The 22,254-nt window shown below is 60.7% G+C and carries 21 protein-coding genes; 11 read left to right on the top strand and 10 right to left on the bottom strand.

Translation table 11 applies throughout. The features are described from left to right. Nucleotides 1–95: 95 nt before the first annotated feature. The 6 genes from miaB to ACM6IT_RS21940 all read left to right on the top strand — a co-directional run bounded on the left by miaB (nucleotide 96) and on the right by ACM6IT_RS21940 (nucleotide 6,664). Nucleotides 96–1,424, top strand: a complete 1,329-nt coding sequence (gene miaB / locus ACM6IT_RS21965) for a tRNA (N6-isopentenyl adenosine(37)-C2)-methylthiotransferase MiaB (RefSeq protein WP_414918666.1) — start codon at nucleotides 96–98, stop codon at nucleotides 1,422–1,424. A gap of 215 nt (nucleotides 1,425–1,639) precedes the next feature. Next, nucleotides 1,640–2,647 (top strand): PhoH family protein, encoded by a 1,008-nt coding sequence (locus ACM6IT_RS21960; protein ID WP_056728837.1) that lies wholly within the window; start codon nucleotides 1,640–1,642, stop codon nucleotides 2,645–2,647. Beyond that, the gene (ybeY, locus tag ACM6IT_RS21955) at nucleotides 2,640–3,134 is read left to right on the top strand and encodes an rRNA maturation RNase YbeY (RefSeq protein ID WP_414914829.1); all 495 of its coding nucleotides are present in this window, start codon (nucleotides 2,640–2,642) and stop codon (nucleotides 3,132–3,134) included. Before ACM6IT_RS21960 ends, ybeY begins: the two co-directional genes overlap by 8 nt. Before the next feature lie 5 nt (nucleotides 3,135–3,139). After that, complete coding sequence (locus ACM6IT_RS21950) at nucleotides 3,140–3,979, top strand: HlyC/CorC family transporter (RefSeq protein WP_027924283.1); 840 nt, start codon at nucleotides 3,140–3,142, stop codon at nucleotides 3,977–3,979. Nucleotides 3,980–3,987: 8 nt separating this feature from the next. Continuing rightward, nucleotides 3,988–5,511 carry an apolipoprotein N-acyltransferase gene (lnt, locus tag ACM6IT_RS21945; protein WP_414918665.1) on the top strand — a complete coding sequence of 508 codons (1,524 nt, stop codon included), beginning with the start codon at nucleotides 3,988–3,990 and terminating at the stop codon, nucleotides 5,509–5,511. 124 nt (nucleotides 5,512–5,635) lie between these two features. Beyond that, the gene (locus ACM6IT_RS21940) at nucleotides 5,636–6,664 is read left to right on the top strand and encodes an IS110 family transposase (protein WP_414918664.1); all 1,029 of its coding nucleotides are present in this window, start codon (nucleotides 5,636–5,638) and stop codon (nucleotides 6,662–6,664) included. A gap of 283 nt (nucleotides 6,665–6,947) precedes the next feature. On the opposite strand, the gene ACM6IT_RS21935 is transcribed toward ACM6IT_RS21940, so the two are convergent. Together ACM6IT_RS21935 and ACM6IT_RS21930 are read right to left on the bottom strand one after the other, a co-directional pair. After that, a complete protein-coding gene (locus tag ACM6IT_RS21935; protein WP_056728841.1) occupies nucleotides 6,948–7,709 on the bottom strand; it encodes a YdcF family protein in 762 nt (253 codons plus the stop codon). Nucleotides 7,710–7,814: 105 nt separating this feature from the next. After that, nucleotides 7,815–8,135 carry a hypothetical protein gene (locus ACM6IT_RS21930; protein ID WP_008052397.1) on the bottom strand — a complete coding sequence of 107 codons (321 nt, stop codon included), beginning with the start codon at nucleotides 8,133–8,135 and terminating at the stop codon, nucleotides 7,815–7,817. 281 nt (nucleotides 8,136–8,416) lie between these two features. Here ACM6IT_RS21930 and leuS point away from each other — a divergent pair, with 281 nt between their 5' ends. From leuS to ACM6IT_RS21905, 5 genes are all read left to right on the top strand, one after another. Next, nucleotides 8,417–11,023: a leucine--tRNA ligase gene (gene leuS, locus ACM6IT_RS21925; RefSeq protein ID WP_056728842.1), complete on the top strand. Its 2,607-nt coding sequence runs from the start codon at nucleotides 8,417–8,419 to the stop codon at nucleotides 11,021–11,023. A gap of 87 nt (nucleotides 11,024–11,110) precedes the next feature. Then, complete coding sequence (gene lptE, locus ACM6IT_RS21920) at nucleotides 11,111–11,716, top strand: LPS assembly lipoprotein LptE (protein WP_056728844.1); 606 nt, start codon at nucleotides 11,111–11,113, stop codon at nucleotides 11,714–11,716. Between the two features lie 39 nt (nucleotides 11,717–11,755). After that, nucleotides 11,756–12,793 (top strand): DNA polymerase III subunit delta, encoded by a 1,038-nt coding sequence (gene holA, locus ACM6IT_RS21915; RefSeq protein WP_223542018.1) that lies wholly within the window; start codon nucleotides 11,756–11,758, stop codon nucleotides 12,791–12,793. Nucleotides 12,794–12,923: 130 nt separating this feature from the next. Then, on the top strand, nucleotides 12,924–13,088 hold the full coding sequence (gene arfA / locus ACM6IT_RS21910; protein WP_056728848.1) for an alternative ribosome rescue factor ArfA: 165 nt from the start codon (nucleotides 12,924–12,926) through the stop codon (nucleotides 13,086–13,088). Nucleotides 13,089–13,149: 61 nt separating this feature from the next. After that, a complete protein-coding gene (locus tag ACM6IT_RS21905; RefSeq protein ID WP_056728849.1) occupies nucleotides 13,150–14,472 on the top strand; it encodes a lytic murein transglycosylase in 1,323 nt (440 codons plus the stop codon). Nucleotides 14,473–14,608: 136 nt separating this feature from the next. Here ACM6IT_RS21905 and ACM6IT_RS21900 read toward each other — a convergent pair whose 3' ends face one another. The 8 genes from ACM6IT_RS21900 to rodA form a co-directional block, all read right to left on the bottom strand. Continuing rightward, nucleotides 14,609–15,559 (bottom strand): S66 peptidase family protein, encoded by a 951-nt coding sequence (locus ACM6IT_RS21900; RefSeq protein ID WP_414918663.1) that lies wholly within the window; start codon nucleotides 15,557–15,559, stop codon nucleotides 14,609–14,611. A 174-nt stretch (nucleotides 15,560–15,733) separates the two neighbouring features. After that, nucleotides 15,734–16,732: a lipoyl synthase gene (lipA, locus tag ACM6IT_RS21895; protein WP_162130451.1), complete on the bottom strand. Its 999-nt coding sequence runs from the start codon at nucleotides 16,730–16,732 to the stop codon at nucleotides 15,734–15,736. 25 nt (nucleotides 16,733–16,757) lie between these two features. Continuing rightward, nucleotides 16,758–17,405 (bottom strand): lipoyl(octanoyl) transferase LipB, encoded by a 648-nt coding sequence (gene lipB, locus ACM6IT_RS21890; protein ID WP_414918662.1) that lies wholly within the window; start codon nucleotides 17,403–17,405, stop codon nucleotides 16,758–16,760. Beyond that, entirely contained in the window at nucleotides 17,405–17,680 is a 276-nt protein-coding gene (locus tag ACM6IT_RS21885; protein WP_056728855.1) for a DUF493 domain-containing protein, read from the bottom strand. The genes lipB and ACM6IT_RS21885 overlap by 1 nt, the downstream gene beginning before the upstream one ends. Before the next feature lie 83 nt (nucleotides 17,681–17,763). Continuing rightward, nucleotides 17,764–18,921, bottom strand: coding sequence for a D-alanyl-D-alanine carboxypeptidase family protein (locus tag ACM6IT_RS21880; RefSeq protein WP_056728857.1), 1,158 nt, complete (start codon nucleotides 18,919–18,921; stop codon nucleotides 17,764–17,766). A 185-nt stretch (nucleotides 18,922–19,106) separates the two neighbouring features. Next, nucleotides 19,107–20,117 carry a septal ring lytic transglycosylase RlpA family protein gene (locus tag ACM6IT_RS21875; RefSeq protein ID WP_414918661.1) on the bottom strand — a complete coding sequence of 337 codons (1,011 nt, stop codon included), beginning with the start codon at nucleotides 20,115–20,117 and terminating at the stop codon, nucleotides 19,107–19,109. Next, nucleotides 20,117–21,127, bottom strand: coding sequence for a lytic murein transglycosylase B (gene mltB, locus ACM6IT_RS21870; RefSeq protein WP_414918660.1), 1,011 nt, complete (start codon nucleotides 21,125–21,127; stop codon nucleotides 20,117–20,119). The genes ACM6IT_RS21875 and mltB overlap by 1 nt, the downstream gene beginning before the upstream one ends. Before the next feature lie 17 nt (nucleotides 21,128–21,144). Further along, on the bottom strand, nucleotides 21,145–22,248 hold the full coding sequence (gene rodA, locus ACM6IT_RS21865) for a rod shape-determining protein RodA (protein WP_056728863.1): 1,104 nt from the start codon (nucleotides 22,246–22,248) through the stop codon (nucleotides 21,145–21,147). Nucleotides 22,249–22,254 lie beyond the last annotated feature (6 nt).

The raw sequence follows: 22,254 nt of genomic DNA, 5'->3' as shown, positions 1-22,254 counted from the left end.
AACTATAGCATAGCCATCGGACGCGCAGCGGTAGGAACCTGGGTACATGTTCCCTATAATGCGCGGTTCTTTGAATCACGTGATGACTCTATTCCATGGCCAAGAAGCTTTACATCGAAACCCACGGTTGCCAGATGAACGAGTACGACAGCTCGCGCATGGTCGATCTGCTGGGCGAACATCAGGCCCTGGAAGTCACCGCCCGCGCTGAAGACGCCGACGTGATCCTGCTCAACACCTGCTCGATCCGCGAACGTGCACAGGACCGGGTCTATTCCCAACTCGGTCGCTGGCGCGAACTGAAGCTGGCCAACCCGGACATGGTGATCGCCGTCGGCGGTTGCGTGGCCAGCCAGGAAGGCGCGGCCATTCGTGATCGCGCGCCGTACGTCGACGTGGTCTTCGGCCCGCAGACCCTGCACCGCCTGCCGGAAATGATCGACGCCGCGCGCAGCAGCAAGCTGCCGCAAGTTGACGTCTCGTTCCCGGAAATCGAAAAATTCGACCATTTGCCCGAGCCCCGCATCGACGGCCCGAGCGCTTACGTGTCGGTAATGGAAGGTTGCAGCAAGTACTGCACGTTCTGCGTGGTGCCCTACACCCGCGGCGAAGAAGTCAGCCGGCCGTTCGACGACGTGCTTGCCGAGATCATTCACCTGGCCGAAAACGGCGTGCGCGAAGTGACGCTGCTGGGGCAGAACGTCAACGGCTATCGTGGGACGACTCATGATGGGCGCCTGGCGGATCTGGCCGAGCTGATCCGCGTGGTCGCCGCGGTCGACGGCATCGACCGCATCCGCTACACCACGTCACACCCGCTGGAGTTCTCCGACAGCCTGATCCAGGCCCACGCTGACGTGCCGGAGCTGGTCAAACACCTGCACTTGCCGGTGCAATCGGGCTCGGACCGCATTCTCGCGGCGATGAAGCGCAACCACACCGCGCTGGAATACAAATCCAAACTGCGCAAGCTGCGCGCCGCCGTACCGGGGATCTGCATCAGTTCGGACTTCATCGTCGGCTTCCCGGGCGAGACCGAGAAAGATTTCGAACAAACCATGAAGCTGATTGCCGACGTGGGTTTCGACTTTTCCTACTCGTTCGTCTACAGCCAGCGCCCGGGCACTCCGGCCGCCGACCTGGTCGATGACACTCCGGAAGAGCTGAAAAAAGAACGCCTGAACGCACTGCAACATCGCTTGAACCAGCAAGGTTTCGAGATCAGCCGACAAATGGTCGGTTCGATCCAGCGGATCCTGGTGACCGATTACTCGAAAAAGGACCCGGGCGAGCTGCAGGGCCGGACCGAGAATAATCGTATCGTCAACTTCCGCTGCGACAATCCGACCCTGATCGGCCAGTTCGCGGATGTGCACATCGATGCCGCGCAGCCGCACTCGCTGCGGGGCTCGCTGATCCAGTAACACCGCATCCCCCTTGTGGGAGCGGGCTTGCTCGCGAAAACGCTGTGTCAGTTAAATGATTGTCGACTGAGACACCCTCTTCGCGAGCAAGCCAGCTCCCACAGGAACAGCGCCAGGCCAGTGAATTAACTTGGTCTATATAAGAGCTTTCGCACCCAGCTCACTGGCGCTATCCTTGATTCATCACTATTGCCCCAGGGCGGCTAAATACGACCTTGAACGCACCTATAGAACCACATCGTTTCATCCTCGAGCCTTTTGAAGCTCGTCGCTTCGCCAATCTGTGCGGGCAATTCGACGAGCACCTGCGCTTGATCGAACAGCGCCTGACCATCGAGATCCGCAATCGCGGAAACCAGTTCGAGCTGATCGGCGAACCCAAACACACCACCTCCGCGGAAAATCTCCTGCGCCGCCTGTACCGGGAAACCAAGGGTACCGAGCTGTCGCCGGACATGGTGCACCTGTTCCTGCAGGAATCGGCCGTCGAGCAGTTGGACAACCACTCCCCCGCCGAACCCTCCGTGGCCCTGCGCACCAAGAAAGGCATGATTCGCCCACGCGGCTTGAATCAAGTGCGCTACGTGAAGGAAATCCTCGGTAACGATATCAACTTCGGCATCGGCCCGGCCGGTACCGGCAAGACTTACCTGGCCGTGGCCTGCGCGGTGGATGCACTGGAGCGCGAGCAGATTCGCCGCATCCTGCTGGTTCGCCCAGCAGTCGAAGCGGGTGAAAAACTCGGCTTCCTGCCCGGCGACCTGTCGCAAAAAATCGACCCGTACCTGCGCCCGCTCTACGACGCGCTCTACGAAATGCTCGGCTTCGAATACGTCGCCAAGCTGATCGAGCGCCAGGTGATCGAAGTCGCGCCGCTGGCCTACATGCGCGGCCGTACACTGAACAACAGCTTCATCATTCTCGACGAAAGCCAGAACACCACGGTCGAGCAAATGAAGATGTTCCTGACCCGGATCGGCTTCGGCTCCACGGCCGTCATCACCGGGGACATCACCCAGGTCGACCTGCCACGCGGCACCAAGTCCGGCCTGCACCACGTGATTGAAGTGCTCAAGGATGTGCCAGGGATCAGCTTCACCCATTTCCAGCCCAAGGACGTCGTGCGCCATCCACTGGTGCAGCGGATTGTCGAAGCCTATGAGCGCTTCGAAACCAAAGCGGCCGATGATGCCGCCGCCAAGGACAGCCGCCGCGATGCTTGAGCTTGACCTGCAAATCGCCACCGAAGCCGACGCCCCCGGCGAAGCCGAATTCCGCCAGTGGTGCGAGCTGGCTTTGCGCCAGCGCACCGCCGACTCGGAGATGACCATTCGTCTGGTCGACGAAGCCGAAGGACGCGAGCTGAACCACACCTGGCGGCAAAAAGACTACGCAACTAACGTCTTGTCATTCCCGGCCGACGTGCCGGATGAGTTCCTCGACATCCCGCTGCTGGGCGATCTGGTGATCTGCGTGGCCGTGGTCGAGCGCGAAGCCGCTGAACAGGGCAAGGAACTCAAGGCCCACTGGGCACACCTGGTGATTCACGGCTGCTTGCATCTGCTTGGTTACGACCATATTGATGACGAGGAAGCCGAAGAAATGGAAGCACTGGAACGAACGTTGCTTGCAGAACTGGGCTTTCCCGATCCGTACGCGGACGACGAAACTGACGCACTCCCTACCGAAACAACAAAGGATTCAGAGTAATCGCTATGAGCGAAGATCGATCGAGCAACGGGCAGAAGTCATGGCTGGGTAAGCTCACCCAGGCTTTTGCCCACGAGCCGAAAAACCGCCAGGAGCTGCTGGAGTTGCTGCGCGATGCACACCAGAACAAACTGCTGGACAGCGAAGCGCTGGCCATCGTCGAAGGCGCCATCCAGGTGGCTGACTTGCAGGTCCGGGACATCATGGTCCCGCGCTCGCAGATGGTCAGCATCAAGGCGACCCAGACACCCCGCGAGTTCCTGCCTGCCGTGGTCGACTCGGCCCACTCCCGCTACCCGGTGATCGGCGAAAGCCACGATGACGTGATGGGCGTGTTGCTGGCCAAAGACTTGCTGCCGTTGATCCTCAAGGAAAACGGCGACAGCTTCAACATCAAGGACCTGTTGCGCCCGGCCACCTTCGTGCCGGAATCCAAGCGCCTCAACGTGCTGCTGCGCGAGTTTCGCGCCAACCACAACCACATGGCCATCGTCATCGACGAATACGGCGGCGTGGCTGGTTTGGTGACCATCGAAGACGTGCTGGAACAGATCGTCGGCGACATCGAAGACGAACACGACGTCGAAGAAGACAGCTACATCAAGCCGCTGCCCAGCGGTGATTTCCTGATCAAGGCCCTGACGCCAATCGAGAACTTCAACGAATTCTTCGACAGCGAATTCTCCGACGACGAGTTCGACACCGTTGGCGGCCTGGTGATGAGCGCGTTCGGGCATTTGCCAAAACGTAACGAAATCACTGAAATCGGCCCCTACCGCTTCCGCATCCTGAACGCCGACAGCCGTCGGATTCACTTGCTTCGCCTGACGCCCATTGCTCGCTAAGGATTGAAATGCGCTGGACAACCCGCCCCGGCTGGCCCGGTAACCTGCTGGCCGTGGCGGCCGGTGCAATCACCACACTGGCCCTGGCGCCGTTCGATATCTGGCCACTGGCACTGCTCGCCGTCGGCCTGTTCTATGCCGGCCTGCGCGAGCTGAGCCCACGTCAGGCACTGGGTCGCGGCTGGTGTTTCGGTTTCGGCCTGTTCGGTGCCGGCACCAGCTGGATCTACTACAGCATTCACCACTTCGGCGGCGCCTCGGTATTGCTGGCCGGTTTCCTGATGCTGCTCTTCACGGCGGCGATTGCCTGGTTCTTTGCCCTGCCCGCCTGGATCTGGGCGCGTTGGCTGCGCCGAAATGAAGCGCCGCTGGCCGACGCCCTGGCTTTCGCAGCGCTGTGGGTCGGCCAGGAAGCCTTCCGCGGCTGGTTCCTGACAGGCTTCCCGTGGCTGTATTCCGGGTACAGTCAGCTCGACGGCCCCCTGGCCGGGCTCGCGCCTATCGGCGGAATGTGGCTGATTTCCTTCACCCTGGCCCTGACAGCAGCGTTGATCTACAACGGCTTGCGCCTGGTTCGCACGGGGCGCAAAGGCTTCATCGCTGCCGGTGCATTGCTGCTGTTCGGTCCATGGCTGCTCGGCATGGCGCTCAAGCACCACGCCTGGACCAGCCCGTCGGGCCCGCCACTGAGCGTCGCCGCCATTCAGGGCAACATCGAACAAAGCATGAAGTGGGATCCGGCGCAGCTCAACGCGCAACTGGCGCTGTACCGCGACATGAGTTTCAGCTCCAGGCGCGCCGATCTTCTCATCTGGCCGGAAACGGCAATCCCGGTGCTCAAGGAGTCCGCCGAGGGTTACCTGAACATGATGGGCAGCTTCGCGGCCGAGCGTAAATCGGCGCTGATTACCGGCGTCCCGGTCCGCATGGAGGTCCACCACGAGAAGCGCTTCTTCAATGGCATCACCGTTGTCGGCGAAGGCGACGGCACTTACCTCAAGCAAAAACTGGTGCCGTTTGGGGAATATGTTCCGCTGCAGGATGTGCTGCGCGGGCTGATCGCCTTCTTCGACCTGCCAATGTCGGACTTCGCTCGCGGCCCGGCTGACCAGCCGCTGCTGCAAGCCAAGGGTTATCAGATCGCGCCATACATCTGTTATGAAGTGGTTTACCCGGAATTCGCCGCGAGCCTTGCCGCCCGCAGTGACCTGTTGCTGACCATCAGCAACGACACCTGGTTCGGCACCTCCATCGGTCCGCTGCAACACCTGCAGATGGCGCAGATGCGTGCGCTGGAGGCCGGCCGCTGGATGATCCGCGCCACCAACAACGGCGTATCCGGCCTGATCAACCCGTTCGGTCAGATTACCGATCAGATCCCGCAGTTCGAACGCGGCATCCTGTATGGCGAAGTGGTGCCGATGCACAACCTCACGCCGTACCTGGAATGGCGCTCGTGGCCATTGCTCATTCTCTGCGTGTTGTTGTTTGGCTGGGCGCTGATTGCGAGCCGGATGGCCAAGACTGTCTAGAAAAGATCGCAGCCTGCGGCAGCTCCTACAGGGGATTGCATTCCAACTAATGAAATGGCTACCCCCGCCGCCCCCTGTGATCGCCCACTAAGCTTTCACCGGGGGCTCATCGGAGACCGTTGCCATGAACAAAGTAGCTATCGCCGCCATCGACCTGGGAAAACACTCTTTTCACCTGCATGCGCAAGATGATCGCGGCCACGAGATTCAGCGCAAAAAATTCAATCGAGTGACGCTCATACGGTACCTGGCCAACCTGGAACCCTGCACCGTCGTGATGGAGGCCTGCGGCGGCGCCCACTTCATGGCGCAGGAAGTCGCCGGGTTGGGGCACACACCCAAGCTCATTGCTCCGCATCTCGTGCGGCCTTACGTGAAAAGCAACAAAAACGACTTCGCCGATGCCGAGGCGATCTGTGAGGCGGCGACCCGGCCCACGATGCGTTTTGTACCGCCAAAAAACCAGACCCAGCAGGCGCTGGCCATGTCTAACTCAATACGTGAGTCGTTTATTAAAGACCGCACGGCGACCGTCAATCGGATTCACGCAGCCCTGCTGGAGGTGGGCGTCAGCCTGGCCGCGGGCTTCAAGGCCATCAAAGAACTTCCAGCGTTGCTTGAGGCAAGTTCATTTTCTGAACGCATCAAGAAAAATCTGATGTTGCTGCATGGGCACTTCAATTATCTGGATGGGCAGGTCCAGGTGCTCAACAAGAACGTGGAGTGCCAAGCCGCTGAAGATGATCTGTCGATGCGTTTGATGACCATGCCATGTGTCGGCCCGATCACCTCCACCGTCCTGGCTGCCGAGTTGGGCGATGGCAAACAGTTCAAATGCGGCCGGGGTTATGCGGCCTCGATCGGGTTGGTGCCCAAACAGCACTCCACGGGCGGCAAGAACGTTCTGCTGGGCATCAGCAAGCGGGGTGATCGAAACCAGCGACGCCTGCTCATCCAGTGTGCCCGTGTTTATTTGATACACCTGGAGCGACAGAAAGGCGCTTTGGCGGACTGGGTCCGCCGGCTATTGGCGTCCCACCATCACTCCAATCTCGTGGTCTGCGCGTTGGCCAACAAGTTCGCAAGGATCGCCTGGGCGATTGCGGCACACCACACTGAATTCGATGCAGGGCCAAACGCAATGAACGCCTGACCCTGCTGTCACCCGAGCACCACCCACCTGGTTTTGCGATGCTGGATAACAGATGACGTGAACGGCCAACCGGCCTGACGACAACCCTGAGCTCCTACACGGCTGCAAGGCCGTCAAACTAATTAGGATCGTCGGGCATCGATTCTCATCGAGGCGCGGGGCTCACAACCCCACTCAGACGCCGGATAGATGAAAGCAAGCCAAACACGCATCAAAAACAGTATTGCAGAAAAGGGGGTAACCATAGATGTAGGAGCTGCCGCAGGCTGCGATCTTTTGATCTTTACCGGTAAAACAACGAATAACCGACCTGCCCCACCGCCTCGTTCATCAATTGCCCGTTCTGCCAGATCGCCTTGTACTCCGGCATCCAGCCACCCAGTGGCCGCGCATTGTCGCCGCCCAGAAACCCTACCGGCGCCGGCACCACCTCAAACCCGGCCTTGCGGAAACTCCAGACCGCTCGCGGCATATGCCCGGCATGAGTCACGAGCACCACGCGCTTGATGCCCTGTGGCAGCAATACCTCGGCGCTGAACCGGGCATTTTCCCAGGTCGTGCGACTGCGTCCTTCCTGCCAGCGCACGGTCACGCCAAAATCGTCGCGCAAGGAGTCAGCCATCATCTGCGCTTCGCTTGGCGGGGTGCCGTAATGCAAGCCGCCGCTGGTCAGTACCGGCAGGCCGGAAGCCTTGGCCAGCCGCGCGGCAAACCGCTGGCGTTCCAGGCCGACACCCGTGGGCTGGTCGGCGCCCCAGGCCGCGTCACCGCGCTCGCGCCCGGAACCAAGGACAACGATGGCGTCCGCGCGCTGCCCCAGCACCGCCCATTCGCCGCGAGCCAGCGGTGGCTCACGCTCGAGCAGGCCGGCACTCCACTGCACCACCACCGGCAGGCTCATCAGCCAAAGGCCACCCAACCCCAGCGCAAAGCACACACCGGCGAGCCTTGGCCTTGAGCGGCGCAACCACCAGGCAAGTAAAAGCAGCAGCAATAGAATGCCGGGGGGCAAAAGAAGTTGTTTTAAAAAATAACGAAAAGGCATCGAGCATCTCCTGGAGATGCCCGAAGCCTAAGTGGGTTGGCGCGATGCGACAATCAATACAGGAGGACTATGCTTCAAAAAAACCATGGAGCATGGCTCTGCGTCTTACTTGAACTGCAAAGACCGGACCTTTACCGCGTCTCTGCCGGGAACCTTGTCCTTGAGCCAGATGATCTTGGCCGAACGTGGTGCGTCGAGTTGCTTTACCGCCTCTGACAAGCATCCGTGCGTCTCACGCTCACTGCGATCCAGATACGCCTTGACCAGTGCAAACTCTGCGGGGCTGAGGCCACGCAGTTCCAGCTCCAGAGGGCGTACGTCACGCAACCGGCCAGCAGTTCTTGCCGCTTCCAGGGCCAGGGCCAAACGATCGATCAGTCTTTCGTACAGCTCCGGTTTCGTAGCTTTTTGCTGTGACTCAACCATCCCTCACCTCATTGGAAGATAAGACCAACTCCCCAGTTAGAGCTTAGCCTCCATGAACAAACCGGCTGAGCGCCGCGACCAACGGCCCTCGCGGCGGTTTTCGCGAGACGCGCGGCAGCAATCAGGGTTTCCCTCGGTAGAGCGCGGTCATGTATGCTACGGCGCTTCCTGTAACTCCACTTCCAGCTCGGCTGGACATCGAAAACGCCAATGCGGCGTGATCAGCGTCCAGCGTTGCATTGAAGAGGATTAGGCCACCCCTATTCAGTTCAAAAGTAGCCATGCACGAACAATATCAGCCCCGTGAAATCGAAGCCGCCGCCCAGTCGTTCTGGGACGAGCAAAAGTCCTTTGAAGTCAGTGAACAGCCAGGCAAGGAGACTTACTACTGCCTGTCGATGTTCCCTTACCCCAGCGGCAAGCTACACATGGGGCACGTGCGCAACTACACCATCGGCGACGTGATCTCCCGCTATCAGCGCATGCAGGGCAAGAACGTTCTGCAACCCATGGGTTGGGACGCCTTCGGCATGCCGGCGGAAAACGCCGCGATGAAGAACAACGTAGCGCCCGCCAAGTGGACCTACGAAAACATCGCCTATATGAAGTCCCAGTTGCGTAGCCTGGGCCTTGCGGTGGACTGGTCGCGCGAAGTGACCACCTGCAAGCCCGATTACTACCGCTGGGAACAGTGGCTGTTCACCCGCCTGTTCGAAAAAGGCGTGATCTACAAGAAAAGCGGCACCGTGAACTGGGACCCGGTCGACCAGACCGTCCTGGCCAACGAACAGGTGATCGACGGTCGCGGCTGGCGTTCCGGCGCGCTGATCGAAAAGCGCGAAATCCCGATGTACTACTTCAAGATCACCGCCTACGCGGATGAGTTGCTGGAGAGCCTCGACGAGCTGACTGGCTGGCCTGAACAGGTCAAGACCATGCAGCGCAACTGGATCGGCAAATCCCGCGGCATGGAAGTGCAGTTCCCGTACAACGTCGATTCCATCGGCGAAACCGGCGCGCTGAAGGTCTTCACCACCCGTCCGGACACCCTGATGGGCGCGACCTACGTCGCCGTGGCCGCCGAACACCACCTGGCTACCCTGGCCGCACAGAACAATCCAGAGCTGCAAGCGTTCATCGCTGAATGCAAGGGCGGCAGCGTGGCCGAAGCCGACGTCGCCACCCAGGAGAAAAAAGGCCTGCCGACCGGCCTGTTCGTCGAACATCCGCTGACCGGGGAAAAACTGCCGGTCTGGGTCGCCAACTATGTGCTGATGCACTACGGCGACGGCGCGGTGATGGCGGTTCCGGCCCACGATGAGCGCGATTTCGAATTCGCCCACAAGTACAACCTGCCGGTCAAATCCGTGGTGCAGACCAGTTCCGGTGACAGCAACCCGGCGCCATGGCAAGACGCCTACGGCGAGCACGGCACGCTGATCAATTCCGGCGAGTTCGACGGCCTCGACTTCGCAGGCGCCTTCGACGCCATCGAAGTCGCGCTGATCAAGAAAGAGCTGGGCGCCTCGCGTACCCAGTTCCGCCTGCGCGACTGGGGCATCAGCCGCCAGCGTTACTGGGGCTGCCCGATCCCGATCATCCACTGCAACACTTGCGGTGACGTGCCGGTACCGGAAGATCAACTGCCTGTCGTGCTGCCGGAAGACGTCGTACCCGACGGCGCCGGTTCGCCACTGGCGCGCATGCCCGAGTTCTACGAGTGCAGCTGCCCTAAATGCGGCCAGCCTGCCAAGCGTGAAACCGACACCATGGACACCTTCGTCGAGTCCTCGTGGTACTACGCCCGCTATGCCTCGCCGCACTTTGAAGGCGGCCTGGTGGAAAAATCGGCCGCCGACCACTGGCTGCCGGTGGATCAATACATCGGCGGGATCGAACACGCGATTCTTCACCTGCTCTACGCGCGCTTCTTCCACAAGCTGATGCGCGACGAAGGCCTGGTGAGCTCCAACGAGCCGTTCAAGAACCTGCTGACCCAGGGCATGGTGATCGCCGAGACTTACTATCGCCGCGAAGCCAATGGCGCTTACACCTGGTTCAACCCGGCGGACGTCGAGCTTGAGCGTGACAGCAAAGCCAAGGTTATCAGCGCCAAGTTGAAATCCGACGGCCTGCCGGTGGAAATCGGCGGCACCGAGAAGATGGCCAAGTCGAAGAACAACGGCGTCGACCCACAGTCGATGATCGACCAGTTCGGCGCAGACACCTGCCGCCTGTTCATGATGTTCGCTTCGCCACCTGACATGAGCGCGGAATGGTCCGACTCCGGCGTAGAGGGTTCGCACCGTTTCCTCAAGCGCGTCTGGCGCCTGGCTCAAGCCCACGTCACTCAGGGCCTGCCGGGCAAACTGGACGTCGCCAGCCTGAATGACGAGCAGAAAGCCGTTCGTCGCTCGATCCACCTGGCCATCAAGCAAGCCAGCCAGGATGTTGGCCAGAACCACAAGTTCAACACCGCCATCGCTCAGGTGATGACGCTGATGAACGTACTGGAAAAAGCCGCGCAAGGCACCGACCAGGATCGAGCCCTGATTCACGAAGGCCTGGAAACCGTGACACTGCTGCTGGCTCCGATCACGCCGCACATCAGCCACGAGCTGTGGAATCAACTGGGGCACGCTGAACCTGTGATCGACGCCGGCTGGCCGGTGGTGGATGACAGCGCGTTGGTACAGGACAGCCTGCAACTGGTGATTCAGGTCAACGGCAAGCTGCGTGGCCACATCGAAATGCCGGCCAGTGCCAGCCGTGAAGAAGTCGAAGCCGCCGCCCGTGCCAACGAGAACGTGTTGCGCTTCGTCGACGGTCTGACCATTCGTAAAGTGATCGTAGTGCCCGGGAAACTGGTCAATATCGTCGCCAGCTAATTGGATCAGGCGCCAGGTGAGCCTGGCGCCGAGTAAAACCTTTCGGGCCGCCTGATCGGCCCACATGGTTTCAAGGGGAGCAACAAGATGATCAAACGCAATCTGCTGGTGATGGGCCTCGCGGTTCTGCTGAGCGCCTGCGGTTTCCAGCTGCGCGGCACCGGCACCAATGTACTGGCGATCAAGGAGCTCGACCTGAGCGCCCGTAACGCTTATGGCCCAACCGTTACCCAGTTGCGCCAGGCACTGGAGGGCAGCGGCGTCAAGGTCTATACCGGCGCTCCGTACAAACTGGTGCTGACCAATGAGCAGGAAAGCCAGCGTATCATCAGCTACGCAGGCGCCGGTCGTGCTGGCGAGTACCAGGTCACCACCGTGCTGAGCTACGACATCCGCGGTCGCGGCGATCTGCCCCTGTTGAGTGACAAGCTTGAAGTGCAGAAGATCTATATGCACGACGGCAACAACCTGGTGGGCTCTGACCAGGAAGCCGCAACGGCCCGGACAGAAGGCCGTCGGGAGATGGTCCAGCGCATGATGCTGCGCCTGGAACAACTGACCCCAGGCCAACTGGATCAGTTGCAGCAGACTGCCGAAGCCAGGGCCAAGGCTGACGCCGCTGCACTGGAAGCGGCAAAGAAGGCTGAGGCGCAAACCCCGCGTCAGTCGCCTGTCGAACTGCCGCAGCAGTAAGACTTACGGGGCGCCCAGGCGCCCCGTTCGCCCTCTATTATGAAGCTCGCTCCCGCCCAACTCGCCAAACACCTGCAAGGCGCCCTTGCGCCGGTCTATATCATCAGCGGCGATGACCCGTTGTTGTGCCAGGAGGCGGCCGACGCTGTTCGCGCTGCCGCCCGTCAGCAGGGATTCGATGAACGCCAGGTATTTGCCGCCGACGCCAGTTTCGACTGGGGGACTCTGTTGCAAGCCGGTGCCAGCATGTCGCTGTTCGCCGAAAAGCGCCTGCTGGAGCTGCGCCTGCCTTCCGGCAAACCCGGCGACAAGGGCGCTGCCGCGCTGATTGAGTACTGCTCGCGCCCGGCCGAGGACACCGTGCTGCTGATCAGCTTGCCGAAGCTCGATGGCAGCGCGCAGAAAACCAAGTGGGGCAAAGCGCTGGTCGAAGGGCCGCAGACCCAGTTCGTGCAGATTTGGCCGGTCGATGTCGCCCAGTTGCCAAGCTGGATCCGCCAACGTTTGTCCCAGGCCGGGCTTTCCGCCAGCCAGGACGCCGTTGAGCTGATCGCGGCACGGGTCGAGGGCAACTTGCTGGCCGCCGCCCAGGAAATCGAAAAGCTCAAGCTGATGGCCGAAGGCGGTCAGATCACCGTTGAAACCGTGCAGGCTGCGGTGGCAGACAGTGCGCGCTTCGATGTCTTTGGCCTGACCGATGCGGTGCTCAATGGCGAAGCCGCCCACGCCTTGCGCATGCTCGAAGGGTTGCGCGGTGAAGGCGTCGAGCCGCCGGTGATTCTTTGGGCCCTGGCCCGGGAGTTGCGCCTGCTGGCCAATATTTCCCTGCAATACAGCCAGGGCACCCCCCTGGACAAGGCCTTCAGCCAGGCCAAACCGCCAGTCTGGGACAAACGTAAACCGTTGGTGAGCAAGGCCCTGCAACGCTACTCGGCCCAACGCTGGGCGCAACTGCTGCTCGAAGCGCAACGCATTGATGCCCAGATCAAAGGCCAGGCGGCCGGTTCGCCGTGGATGAGTTTGAGCCGGTTGACGTTGTTGATGGCCGGGCAGCGTCTGACATTGCCCGCTGAATAGCCCCCTCGCCACATAAACCACATCGCTATCAAGATCAATGAAAGGTCCTACACAATGTAGGGACTAGACAGATCCCGAACTTCGGCCGATTATTTGCCCCGCAAAAAACACTCACTTGCGAGGCATCATCATGAGCAAAAAGCCATCAGCGCATGGGCCCAACAAGGCCAAATCCATCATCGCCCAGCCATTGTTCCGCAGCCGCAAGGAACGCCCGGCCAAGGGCAAAGGCAGTTACCGCCGCGAAGCCTTCCAGTCTGACAACTGGGAGGCTTCTTACTTTCTGGCTGCGTAAAGCAGAACACCCCTTCGACATGTTAAGGTCTGTACCTGATTCGTATTCCCTGGACCCGTGCATGCCCTTTTGTCTTTCCCGTCGTTGGCACCTGCGCCAATTGATCGCTGCCTCCAGCCTAGTTTTGCTTGTCGCCTGTGCGGAAAAACCGACTGCAGCCGACGCTCAGCCGCTTCAGACGCTTCCTGTCGCCACCGCCCCGGCGGTTGTTCCGCCAGTGGTTCCGACCGGTGAGAACCTCGACATCCAGCCGACCCAGACTTTCGCCGAATGGCAGGCGGGTTTCCGCAAGGATGCCCTGGCCGCCGGTATCCGCGCCGATCTGTTTGATCGCGCTTTCGCCAATGTCAGCTTCGATCCCAGTGTGATTCGTGCCGATCGCAGCCAACCGGAATTCGCAAAACCGGTGTGGGAATACCTGGACGGCGCCTTGTCGCCGCTGCGGGTACGCAAAGGCCAGTCGCTGATCGACCAATACGCCGACATCTTGCAAGGCATCGAGCAGCGCTACGGCGTCGATCGCCAGGCGCTGGTGGCGGTGTGGGGCATGGAAAGCAACTTTGGGCAGTTCCAGGGCAGCAAGTCGGTGATCAACTCACTGGCGACCCTGGCCTATGAAGGCCGCCGCCCCGGCTTCGCCCACGCGCAGTTGATCGCGGCCCTGCAAATTCTGCAACAAGGCGACATCGAACCCGAGAAGATGCTCGGATCCTGGGCCGGCGCCATGGGCCAGACCCAGTTCATCCCGACCACCTACAACACCCACGCCGTCGATTTCGACGGCGACGGCCGTCGCGATATCTGGGGCAGCTCGGCTGACGCCCTGGCCTCGACCGCGCATTACCTGCAAAGCTCCGGCTGGCAGAGAGGTCAGCCGTGGGGCTTTGAAGTCCAGCTGCCGGGCGGCTTCAACTACGTGCTGGCCGATGGCACGATTCGCAAGAGTGTCGCCGAGTGGCGCCAACTGGGCGTTACGCTGCCCAACGGCGGCCAGGTCCCGGCAGGCTCCGAGCAGTTGTCCGCGGCCCTGTTGCTGCCGGCTGGCTACCGTGGCCCGGCCTTCCTGGTGCTCGATAACTTCCGTGCGATCCTCAAGTACAACAATTCGTCGTCCTACGCCTTGGGGGTTAGCCTGCTGTCGGAACGCTTCAATGGCGCAGGCCTGATCAGCGGCACCTGGCCAAAGGATGACCTGCCTCTGAGCCGCACCGAGCGGATCGAGCTGCAGAACCTGCTGAGCGCGCAAAACTATGACGCCGGTACCGCCGACGGGATCATCGGCGCCAATACCCGCAAGGCGATCCGCAGTGCCCAGCAGTCGTTTGGCTGGCCGGCGGACGGGTATCCGACGCACAAGTTGCTGGAAGGATTGCGTAACCGATAGTTTGTCGTATGCCTGGAACCGCTTTCGCGAGCAAGCCCGCTCCCACATTGATTTTGTGGCATTCACAGATCCAATGTGGGAGCGGGCTTGCTCCGGGCGGCGTTCCGACGAAGACTGAGTACCAGGCAACGAATATCTACCGCTTGATCACCACATCCTGCTCCAGCACCAATTCCTTGTTCCCGGCATCCAGCCTGACCAATGCGCCCATGGGCAGCGTCAGGTTCGGGTCGCAATGCCCACTGCGCCACCCGGACAGCACAGGAATTTTCAATGGCTCGAAGGTCTGCTTGAGCAACCTGTCCAGCGCTGCCACCTCAACCCCCGCCACGTCCCCGACCAACACGCCGCGCAGCTTGTGCAAGGTGCCAGCCAGCCGCAGTTGGGTCAGCAACCGGTCGATGCGATACAGCGGCTCGTTGATGTCCTCGATCAACAGAATGACGCCCTCGGCATCAATCTCGTAGGGCGTGCCCATGGTCGCGGCGATCATGGCCAGATTGCCTCCGAGCAAGCGCCCATGAGCCACGCCCGGCTCGATCGTGGTCAGCGGGTAAGCCACTGGATGAGCCAGCACCGCGCCCGCCCTCACCTGCCCGCGCAGCATGTTGAAGAACGAAGACTCGGTAGGTATTTGCTTGCCCCCCAGCAGATCGGCATTGAGCAACGGACCATGAAAGGTCACGAAGCCGGCATAACGACTGATCGCCAAATGCAAAGCGGTGATGTCGCTGTAGCCGACGAACGGCTTGGCGTTGTCACGCAGCAAATCAAAATCGATACGATCGAGCAGCCGCGGCGTGCCGTAACCACCGCGCAGGCAGATGATGGCATCCACCTCGCTGTCGGCGAACGCTGCATGCAGGTCGCCCAGTCGCACTTCGTCGCTCCCGGCCAGGTAGCCGTTTTTTTCGTAGACCCCGGGAAACAATTTCAGTGAATAACCCCGGGCACGCATCCATTGCACCGCCTTGTCGGTGTCCAGCGGCGCGGGACCGGCGGGTGCGATAACGCCGATCATGCCTTCCGACGGCAGTGCCGGGACGGGAGCATGAGGGCAAAGGGTGTGGGTCGGTCGAGCGGTCATCCGTGAATCTCCCTGCGTGAAATCTTCAGCACACAGTAGTCAGGAACGGGGACAAACAGAAGAGGAACCGTTGCCCCGCAGGTTGCAGGAAAAAACAGCCATTGCCGTAGGCCAGGCAAAAAAACGCCCGCGAGGCTGGATGCCGTGCGGGCGCTTTTCATTTCATTGCGTCGATCAGGACGACATCAGCTCGGCCTTGACCAGCTTGGCCTGTTCGTCAGCGTGATACGAGGAGCGTACCAGCGGACCCGAGGCAACGTTCTTGAAGCCCATCTTGTAGCCTTCCTCGGCGAACCAGGCGAAGGTGTCCGGGTGCACGAAGCGCTGCACCGGCAAGTGGCTGCGGGACGGCTGCAGGTACTGGCCCAGGGTCAGCATGTCGATGTCGTGCTCGCGCATGCGCTTCATGACTTCGATGACTTCTTCGTCGGTCTCGCCCAGGCCCAGCATCAGGCCGGACTTGGTCGGAATGTGCGGCATCATCTGCTTGAAGCGTTGCAGCAGGGTCAGCGACCACTGGTAGTCCGAACCCGGACGCGCAGCCTTGTACAGGCGCGGCACGGTTTCCAGGTTGTGGTTGAATACATCCGGCGGCTCGGCAGCGGTGATTTCCAGTGCGATGTCCATGCGACCACGGTAGTCCGGGACCAGGGTCTCGAGCTGCACGTTCGGCGACAGTTTGCGGATTTCACGGATGCAGTCGGCAAAGTGCTGGGCACCGCCGTCACGCAGGTCGTCGCGGTCCACCGAGGTGATCACCACGTACTTCAGGCGCAGGTCGGCAATGGCAATGGCCAGGCTTTCCGGCTCGTTGACGTCCAGTGGCTTCGGACGACCGTGGCCAACATCGCAGAACGGGCAGCGACGGGTGCAGATGTCACCCATGATCATGAAAGTCGCGGTGCCACCGGAGAAGCACTCGCCCAGGTTCGGGCAGGACGCCTCTTCGCACACACTGTGCAGCTTGTGTTTGCGCAGCAGGGCCTTGATGCGGTCGACTTCCGGCGAAACCGGGATGCGTACACGAATCCAGTCTGGTTTCTTCGGCAGTTCGGTGGTGGGAATGATCTTTACCGGGATGCGTGCAACCTTTTCGGCGCCGCGCAGCTTGACGCCCGCTTCAACCTTGGGACGCGGGGCCGGGCGCTCGGAGACATCGAGCGTCGGGATCATGGTTTGCACTGCATCAGTAGTCATATCAGTCGATTCCGCCCGTCAGGGTCGTCTGCTCAGCATAGTCGAGGTGTTTGACGAGCTGCGCGCGCAGCCGGGCACTTACCTCGGCAAATTCAATCGATCCTGCGTGATCGCTCAGCTGGGTCATCGCCAGCCCGGCATAGCCGCAGGGATTAATCCGTCGAAACGGTTCCAGGTTCATGTCCACGTTCAAGGCCAGGCCATGAAAGGAACAGCCGTGGCGGATCCGTAGACCCAGGGAGGCGATTTTCGCCCCGTCGACGTAGACACCCGGTGCATCGGGCTTGGCCACGGCGGTGACACCGTAACTGGCCAGTAGGTCGATCAGGCAGAGCTCCATCCGGCTGACCAGATCGCGCACGCCAAATCCGAGCTTGCGCACGTCCAGCAGCAGATAAGCCACCAACTGGCCGGGGCCGTGGTAGGTCACCTGACCACCACGGTCAACCTGCACCACCGGGATATCACCGGGAAGCAGCAGGTGCTCGGCCTTGCCGGCCTGGCCCTGTGTGAACACCGCAGGGTGTTCCACCAGCCAGATCTCGTCGGCGGCATCGCTGCCGCGTTCGTTGGTGAAGCGTTGCATGGCGTGCCAGACCGGCTCGTAAGCCATCTGGCCAAGTTCACGAAAGCCCAGCGTGCCTGACATCACAACACCATGTGCACGAAACCGGTTGCCCGCAGTTCGCTGTTGATGTTGTACAGCTGGTCCTGGTCCGTCGCGACGATGTGCAACTGAATCGTGGTGTATTTGCCGTTGCTGCTCTGGCGCTCGTCAATACGCTCATCATTGATCTTGGCGTACTTGCTGACGATGTCGATGATTCTGTCCTTGTTGCCCACGCCGGTGTCGCTGATCACCTTAACCGGGTAATCATTGGCAGGGAACTCGATCTTTGGCGCCTTTACTTCGGTATCGGTCATGGCGTAACGGCCTCGTAAGCGTAAGCCGTGGCGACGGCAAAGCCCCGCGCCGGATCAGCGCAGGGCCATGCAGGTGCACACTATCAGTTGAACAAGCCGTAGAAGAATAGACGGATGCTATCCCACATGCGGCGGAAGATACCACCCTCTTCGACGCCATCCAGGGCGATCAGATCGGCGCTGTGCACCACCTTGTCGTCCAGTTTGACTTCGACTTTACCGATCACGTCGCCTTTGGCGATTGGCGCGATCAGCTGCGGGTTCATGGTCATGCTGGCAGCGAGCTTTTTCAGCTGACCTTTTGGCAGGGTCATGGTCAGGTCTTGCGCCAGGCCAGCCTTGACCTGGTTGGTGGAACCTTTCCAGACTGGAGCCTGAGCCAGCTCGGTGCCCTTCTGGTAGAAGGTCTGGGTTTCGAAGAAACGGAAACCGTAGGTCAGCAGCTTCTGGGTTTCGGCGGCACGGGCCACTTCGCTATTGGTGCCGAAGACCACGGCGATCAGGCGCATGCCATCACGTACGGCCGAGGACACCATGCAGTAGCCGGCTTCGTCGGTGTGGCCGGTTTTCAGACCGTCGACGGTCTTGTCACGCCACAACAGCAGGTTGCGGTTCGGCTGCTTGATGCCGTTCCAGAAGAACTCTTTCTGCGAGTAGATCGCGTAGTGAGCCGGGTCTTCGTGGATGATCGCGCGAGCCAGCACAGCCATGTCGTGAGCCGACGAATAGTGCTCCGGGTTCGGCAGGCCGGTCGGGTTCATGAAGTGGCTGTTGGTCATGCCCAGGTCGCCAACGGTTTTGTTCATCATGTCGGCGAACGCGTCTTCGCTGCCGGCGATGTGCTCGGAGAGCGCAACACTGGCGTCGTTGCCCGACTGGATGATGATGCCGTGCAGCAGGTCGCTGACGGTGACCTGAGAGCCGACCTTGATGAACATCCGCGAACCGCCGGTACGCCAGGCGTTTTCGCTGACGGTTACCGGGTCGTTTTCGCCGATCTGGCCACGACGGATTTCCAGGGTCGCGATGTACGCGGTCATCAGCTTGGTCAGGCTGGCCGGTGGCAGACGCTGGTCACCATTGTTCTCGACCAGCACGTTGCCGCTGCTGGCATCCATGAGCACATAGGCCTTGGCGGCCAGTTGTGGTGGCGAAGGCATCATCTCGACCGCGAATGCGGCGGGTGAGAGAAGCAGCGGGACTAGCAGGAACAGGCGTTTGGCAAAGGTGGTGATGTTCATCCGTCTCTCGAAATCGCTAATGGAAACTGCCCAAGGGCAAAACTAATCAGATGACTTTCTAACGAGTCATCGCGTGTTCAGTTGCTCACTCCAATCACCCTTTGCCGGGCTTTTGTTCTTCGAAGAGCCAACAACCTGGTTCACCCCCCAAAACCGCAGATGAACCGTCAATCAAGTCCTACGTATTACTCAGTCACAACGCTTGGCGAACCGAGATTGGCCAGCCGGACACTATTCTGCACCTGCTGGATTTCACCCGGCGATCCGATCGGGCCCAGGCGAACCCGATGCAGGGTCTGCTGATTGCGCACGATCGAGCTGATGAACACCGGAGCGCTCACCATCCCGCTGAGCTTCGATCTCAGGAGTTCTGCAGCGTCCGGGTTGGCGAACGCGCCCACCTGCAGATACTGGCCAGAGGCTGATGCAGAAGCGTTTTTTTTTGCATCAAGCTGCACAGGCACCACCGCGGCGGCGTGTTGCTGCGGCGGCGGTGTCCATTGCTCAACGGTACCGGCCGAAGCCGTAATCACCGGGGCGCTATTCTGCGCGACTTTCGGTTCGTTGAGCATTAATGGTGCCGGACGGCCCTTGGCGGCCCACCATTGCTGCGGGTCGATACCTTCGACCTTGACCCGCGCCGTGCCGGTTTCGGCGTAACCGAGCTTCTTGGCGGCAGCGTAGGACAAGTCGATGATCCGGTCCGAGTAGAACGGACCGCGGTCGTTGACTCGCAGAATCACGCTCTTGTTGTTGTCCAGGTTGGTCACCCGGACGTAGCTTGGCAGTGGCAAAGTCTTGTGCGCGGCACTCATGCCGTACAGGTCATACACTTCGCCGTTGGCAGTGTTCTGACCGTGGAACTTGGTGCCGTACCAGGACGCCGTGCCCGACTGCACGTAGGTCTTGGACTCTTGCAGCGGAAAGTATGTCTTGCCCAGCACGGTGTACGGGTTGGCCTTGTACGGGCCGGTATGCAGGGTCGGCGTGGCGTCCGGGATGCGCGAAACATCGACATCCCACCATGGCGCGCCATCCTTGTGGGCGCGGTTGATGTCCAGCCCCGGCGTCGTGCGCACGGCGGCGGTGCTGGTCTTCTGGGCTGGCGCGCGGCTGGTCGAACAACTGGCGACCAGCACTGCCAGCACGGCGAATGCCATCAGCTTCAGGGGTTTATTGATAGGCAATGCCCGCATTACTTGACGCCCCGTGCTTGGACCAGCTGTTCAGACAGTTGATGTACGGCCATGGCGTACATCACGCTGCGGTTATATCGCGTGATCGCGTAAAAATTCTTCAGGCCCATCCAGTACTCGGGGCCATTGTCGCCTTCCAGGCGGAACGCAGTAACCGGCATATCATCGCGCAGCGCATCATGACTTGACCACCCCAGGGCTCGCAACTCCCCGACGGTTTTCGTCGGTTCGATTCCTGTGGTCAGACCTTCGTCGACCTGATCGCCACGGACATCGGCGCGGCTGACCACCGGTTCGCCTGCAACCCAGCCATGACGCTTGAAGTAACTGGCGACACTGCCGATGGCATCGTCCGGGTTGGTCCAGATGTTGATATGGCCATCACCGTCGAAATCCACCGCATAGGCGCGGAAACTGCTCGGCATGAATTGCGGCAATCCCATTGCGCCGGCGTAGGAGCCTTTGAGCGTCAATGGATCGACCTGCTCTTCACGGGCCAGCAGCAGGAACTCACGCAACTCCTTGCGGAAAAACTCGGCACGGGGAGGATAGTCGAAACCCAGGGTCGACAAGGCATCGATCACCCGGAAATTTCCGGTATTACGGCCGAAAAAGGTTTCAACGCCGATGATCGAGACAATCACCTGGGCCGGCACGCCGTATTCCTGCTCGGCACGGGCCAGCACCGCTTCGTGCTGACGCCAGAAATCCACACCCCGGGCGATGCGCGCATCGGTGATGAACATCGGGCGATATTCGCTCCACTGCTTAACCCGTTCGGCGGGTTTCGAGATGGCGTCCAGAATCGACTGCTTGCGCTCGGCCTCGCGGAACACGCCCATCAATTGTTCACCGGCGAAACCGTAGTCGCGGGTCATTTCACCGACGAATTCGGCCACCTGGGGTGAGCCTTCGTAGTCGCCGGCCAACGCTTCCTGCATGGTGCCAAGGATGCTTACCAGGCCGACCCATGGCGCGTATCGAGTCGCCCAGCCACGCACTACTTGCATTGAAAATTTCACCTTATTCAAACCTGCGCGATCCACTTGCGATGGGTATGGATCGACATCAAAACCCCAAACGCTGACAGTAGCGTCACCAGCGAAGTTCCTCCGTAGCTAATGAAAGGCAACGGCACCCCCACCACCGGCAACAGGCCACTGACCATACCGATGTTGACGAAAACATAAACAAAAAACGTCATGGTCAGGCTGCCCGCGAGCAACTTGCCGAACAATGTCTGCGCTTGGGCGGTAATCACCAGGCCGCGGCCGATCAACAGCAGGTAGATCAGCAACAGCGCGCAGATTCCCACCAGGCCGAACTCTTCACCCAGTACCGCAATGATGAAGTCGGTATGGCTTTCCGGCAGGAAGTCCAGGTGCGACTGGGTACCCAGCAACCAGCCCTTGCCGAACACACCACCGGAGCCGATGGCGGCCTTGGACTGGATGATGTTCCAGCCGGTACCGAGCGGATCGCTCTCCGGGTCGAGGAACGTCAGGATTCGCTGCTTCTGGTAGTCGTGCATGATGAAGAACCACATGGCAATCGCCACGGGAACGGCGGCGGCCAGCACGCTGAGGATCCAGCGCCAGCGCAGGCCACCCATGAACAGCACGAATGCGCCGCCGGCCAGGATCAGCAGCGAAGTGCCCAGGTCCGGTTGCCGCACGATCAGAATGAACGGCACGCCGATCAGCATCAGGCTGACGCCCACATGTTTGAGCTGGGGCGGCAATGTGCGTTTGGACAAATACCAGGCAATGGTCGCCGGCATCAGGATCTTCATGAATTCCGAGGGCTGGAAGCGAATCACCCCGGGAATATTGATCCAGCGGGTAGCGCCCATGGCGTTGTGGCCCATGATGTCCACCACCAGCAACAGCATCACCCCGACCACGTAGCCCAGTGGCACCCAGCGTGCCATGAATCGCGGCTCGAACTGGGCGATGACGATCATCGACACCAGGCCGATGCCAAACGAAGTGGCTTGCTTGCCCAGCAGATCCCAGCTCTTGCCGCTGGCCGAATACAGCACGAACAGGCTGCCGGCGGCGAGGGTCAGCAGCAGGATCAGCAGCGGGCCGTCAATGTGCAGGCGTTGTAGCAGCGTCGCACGGCGACGCATCACATC

The sequence above is a fragment of the Pseudomonas sp. IT-P4 genome (assembly GCF_949767755.1).
In the GTDB taxonomy this organism is placed as follows: domain Bacteria; phylum Pseudomonadota; class Gammaproteobacteria; order Pseudomonadales; family Pseudomonadaceae; genus Aquipseudomonas; species Aquipseudomonas monachiensis.
Note: the sequence above shows the minus strand (reverse complement) of the source record. Positions and strands in the feature narration are given on the sequence as shown.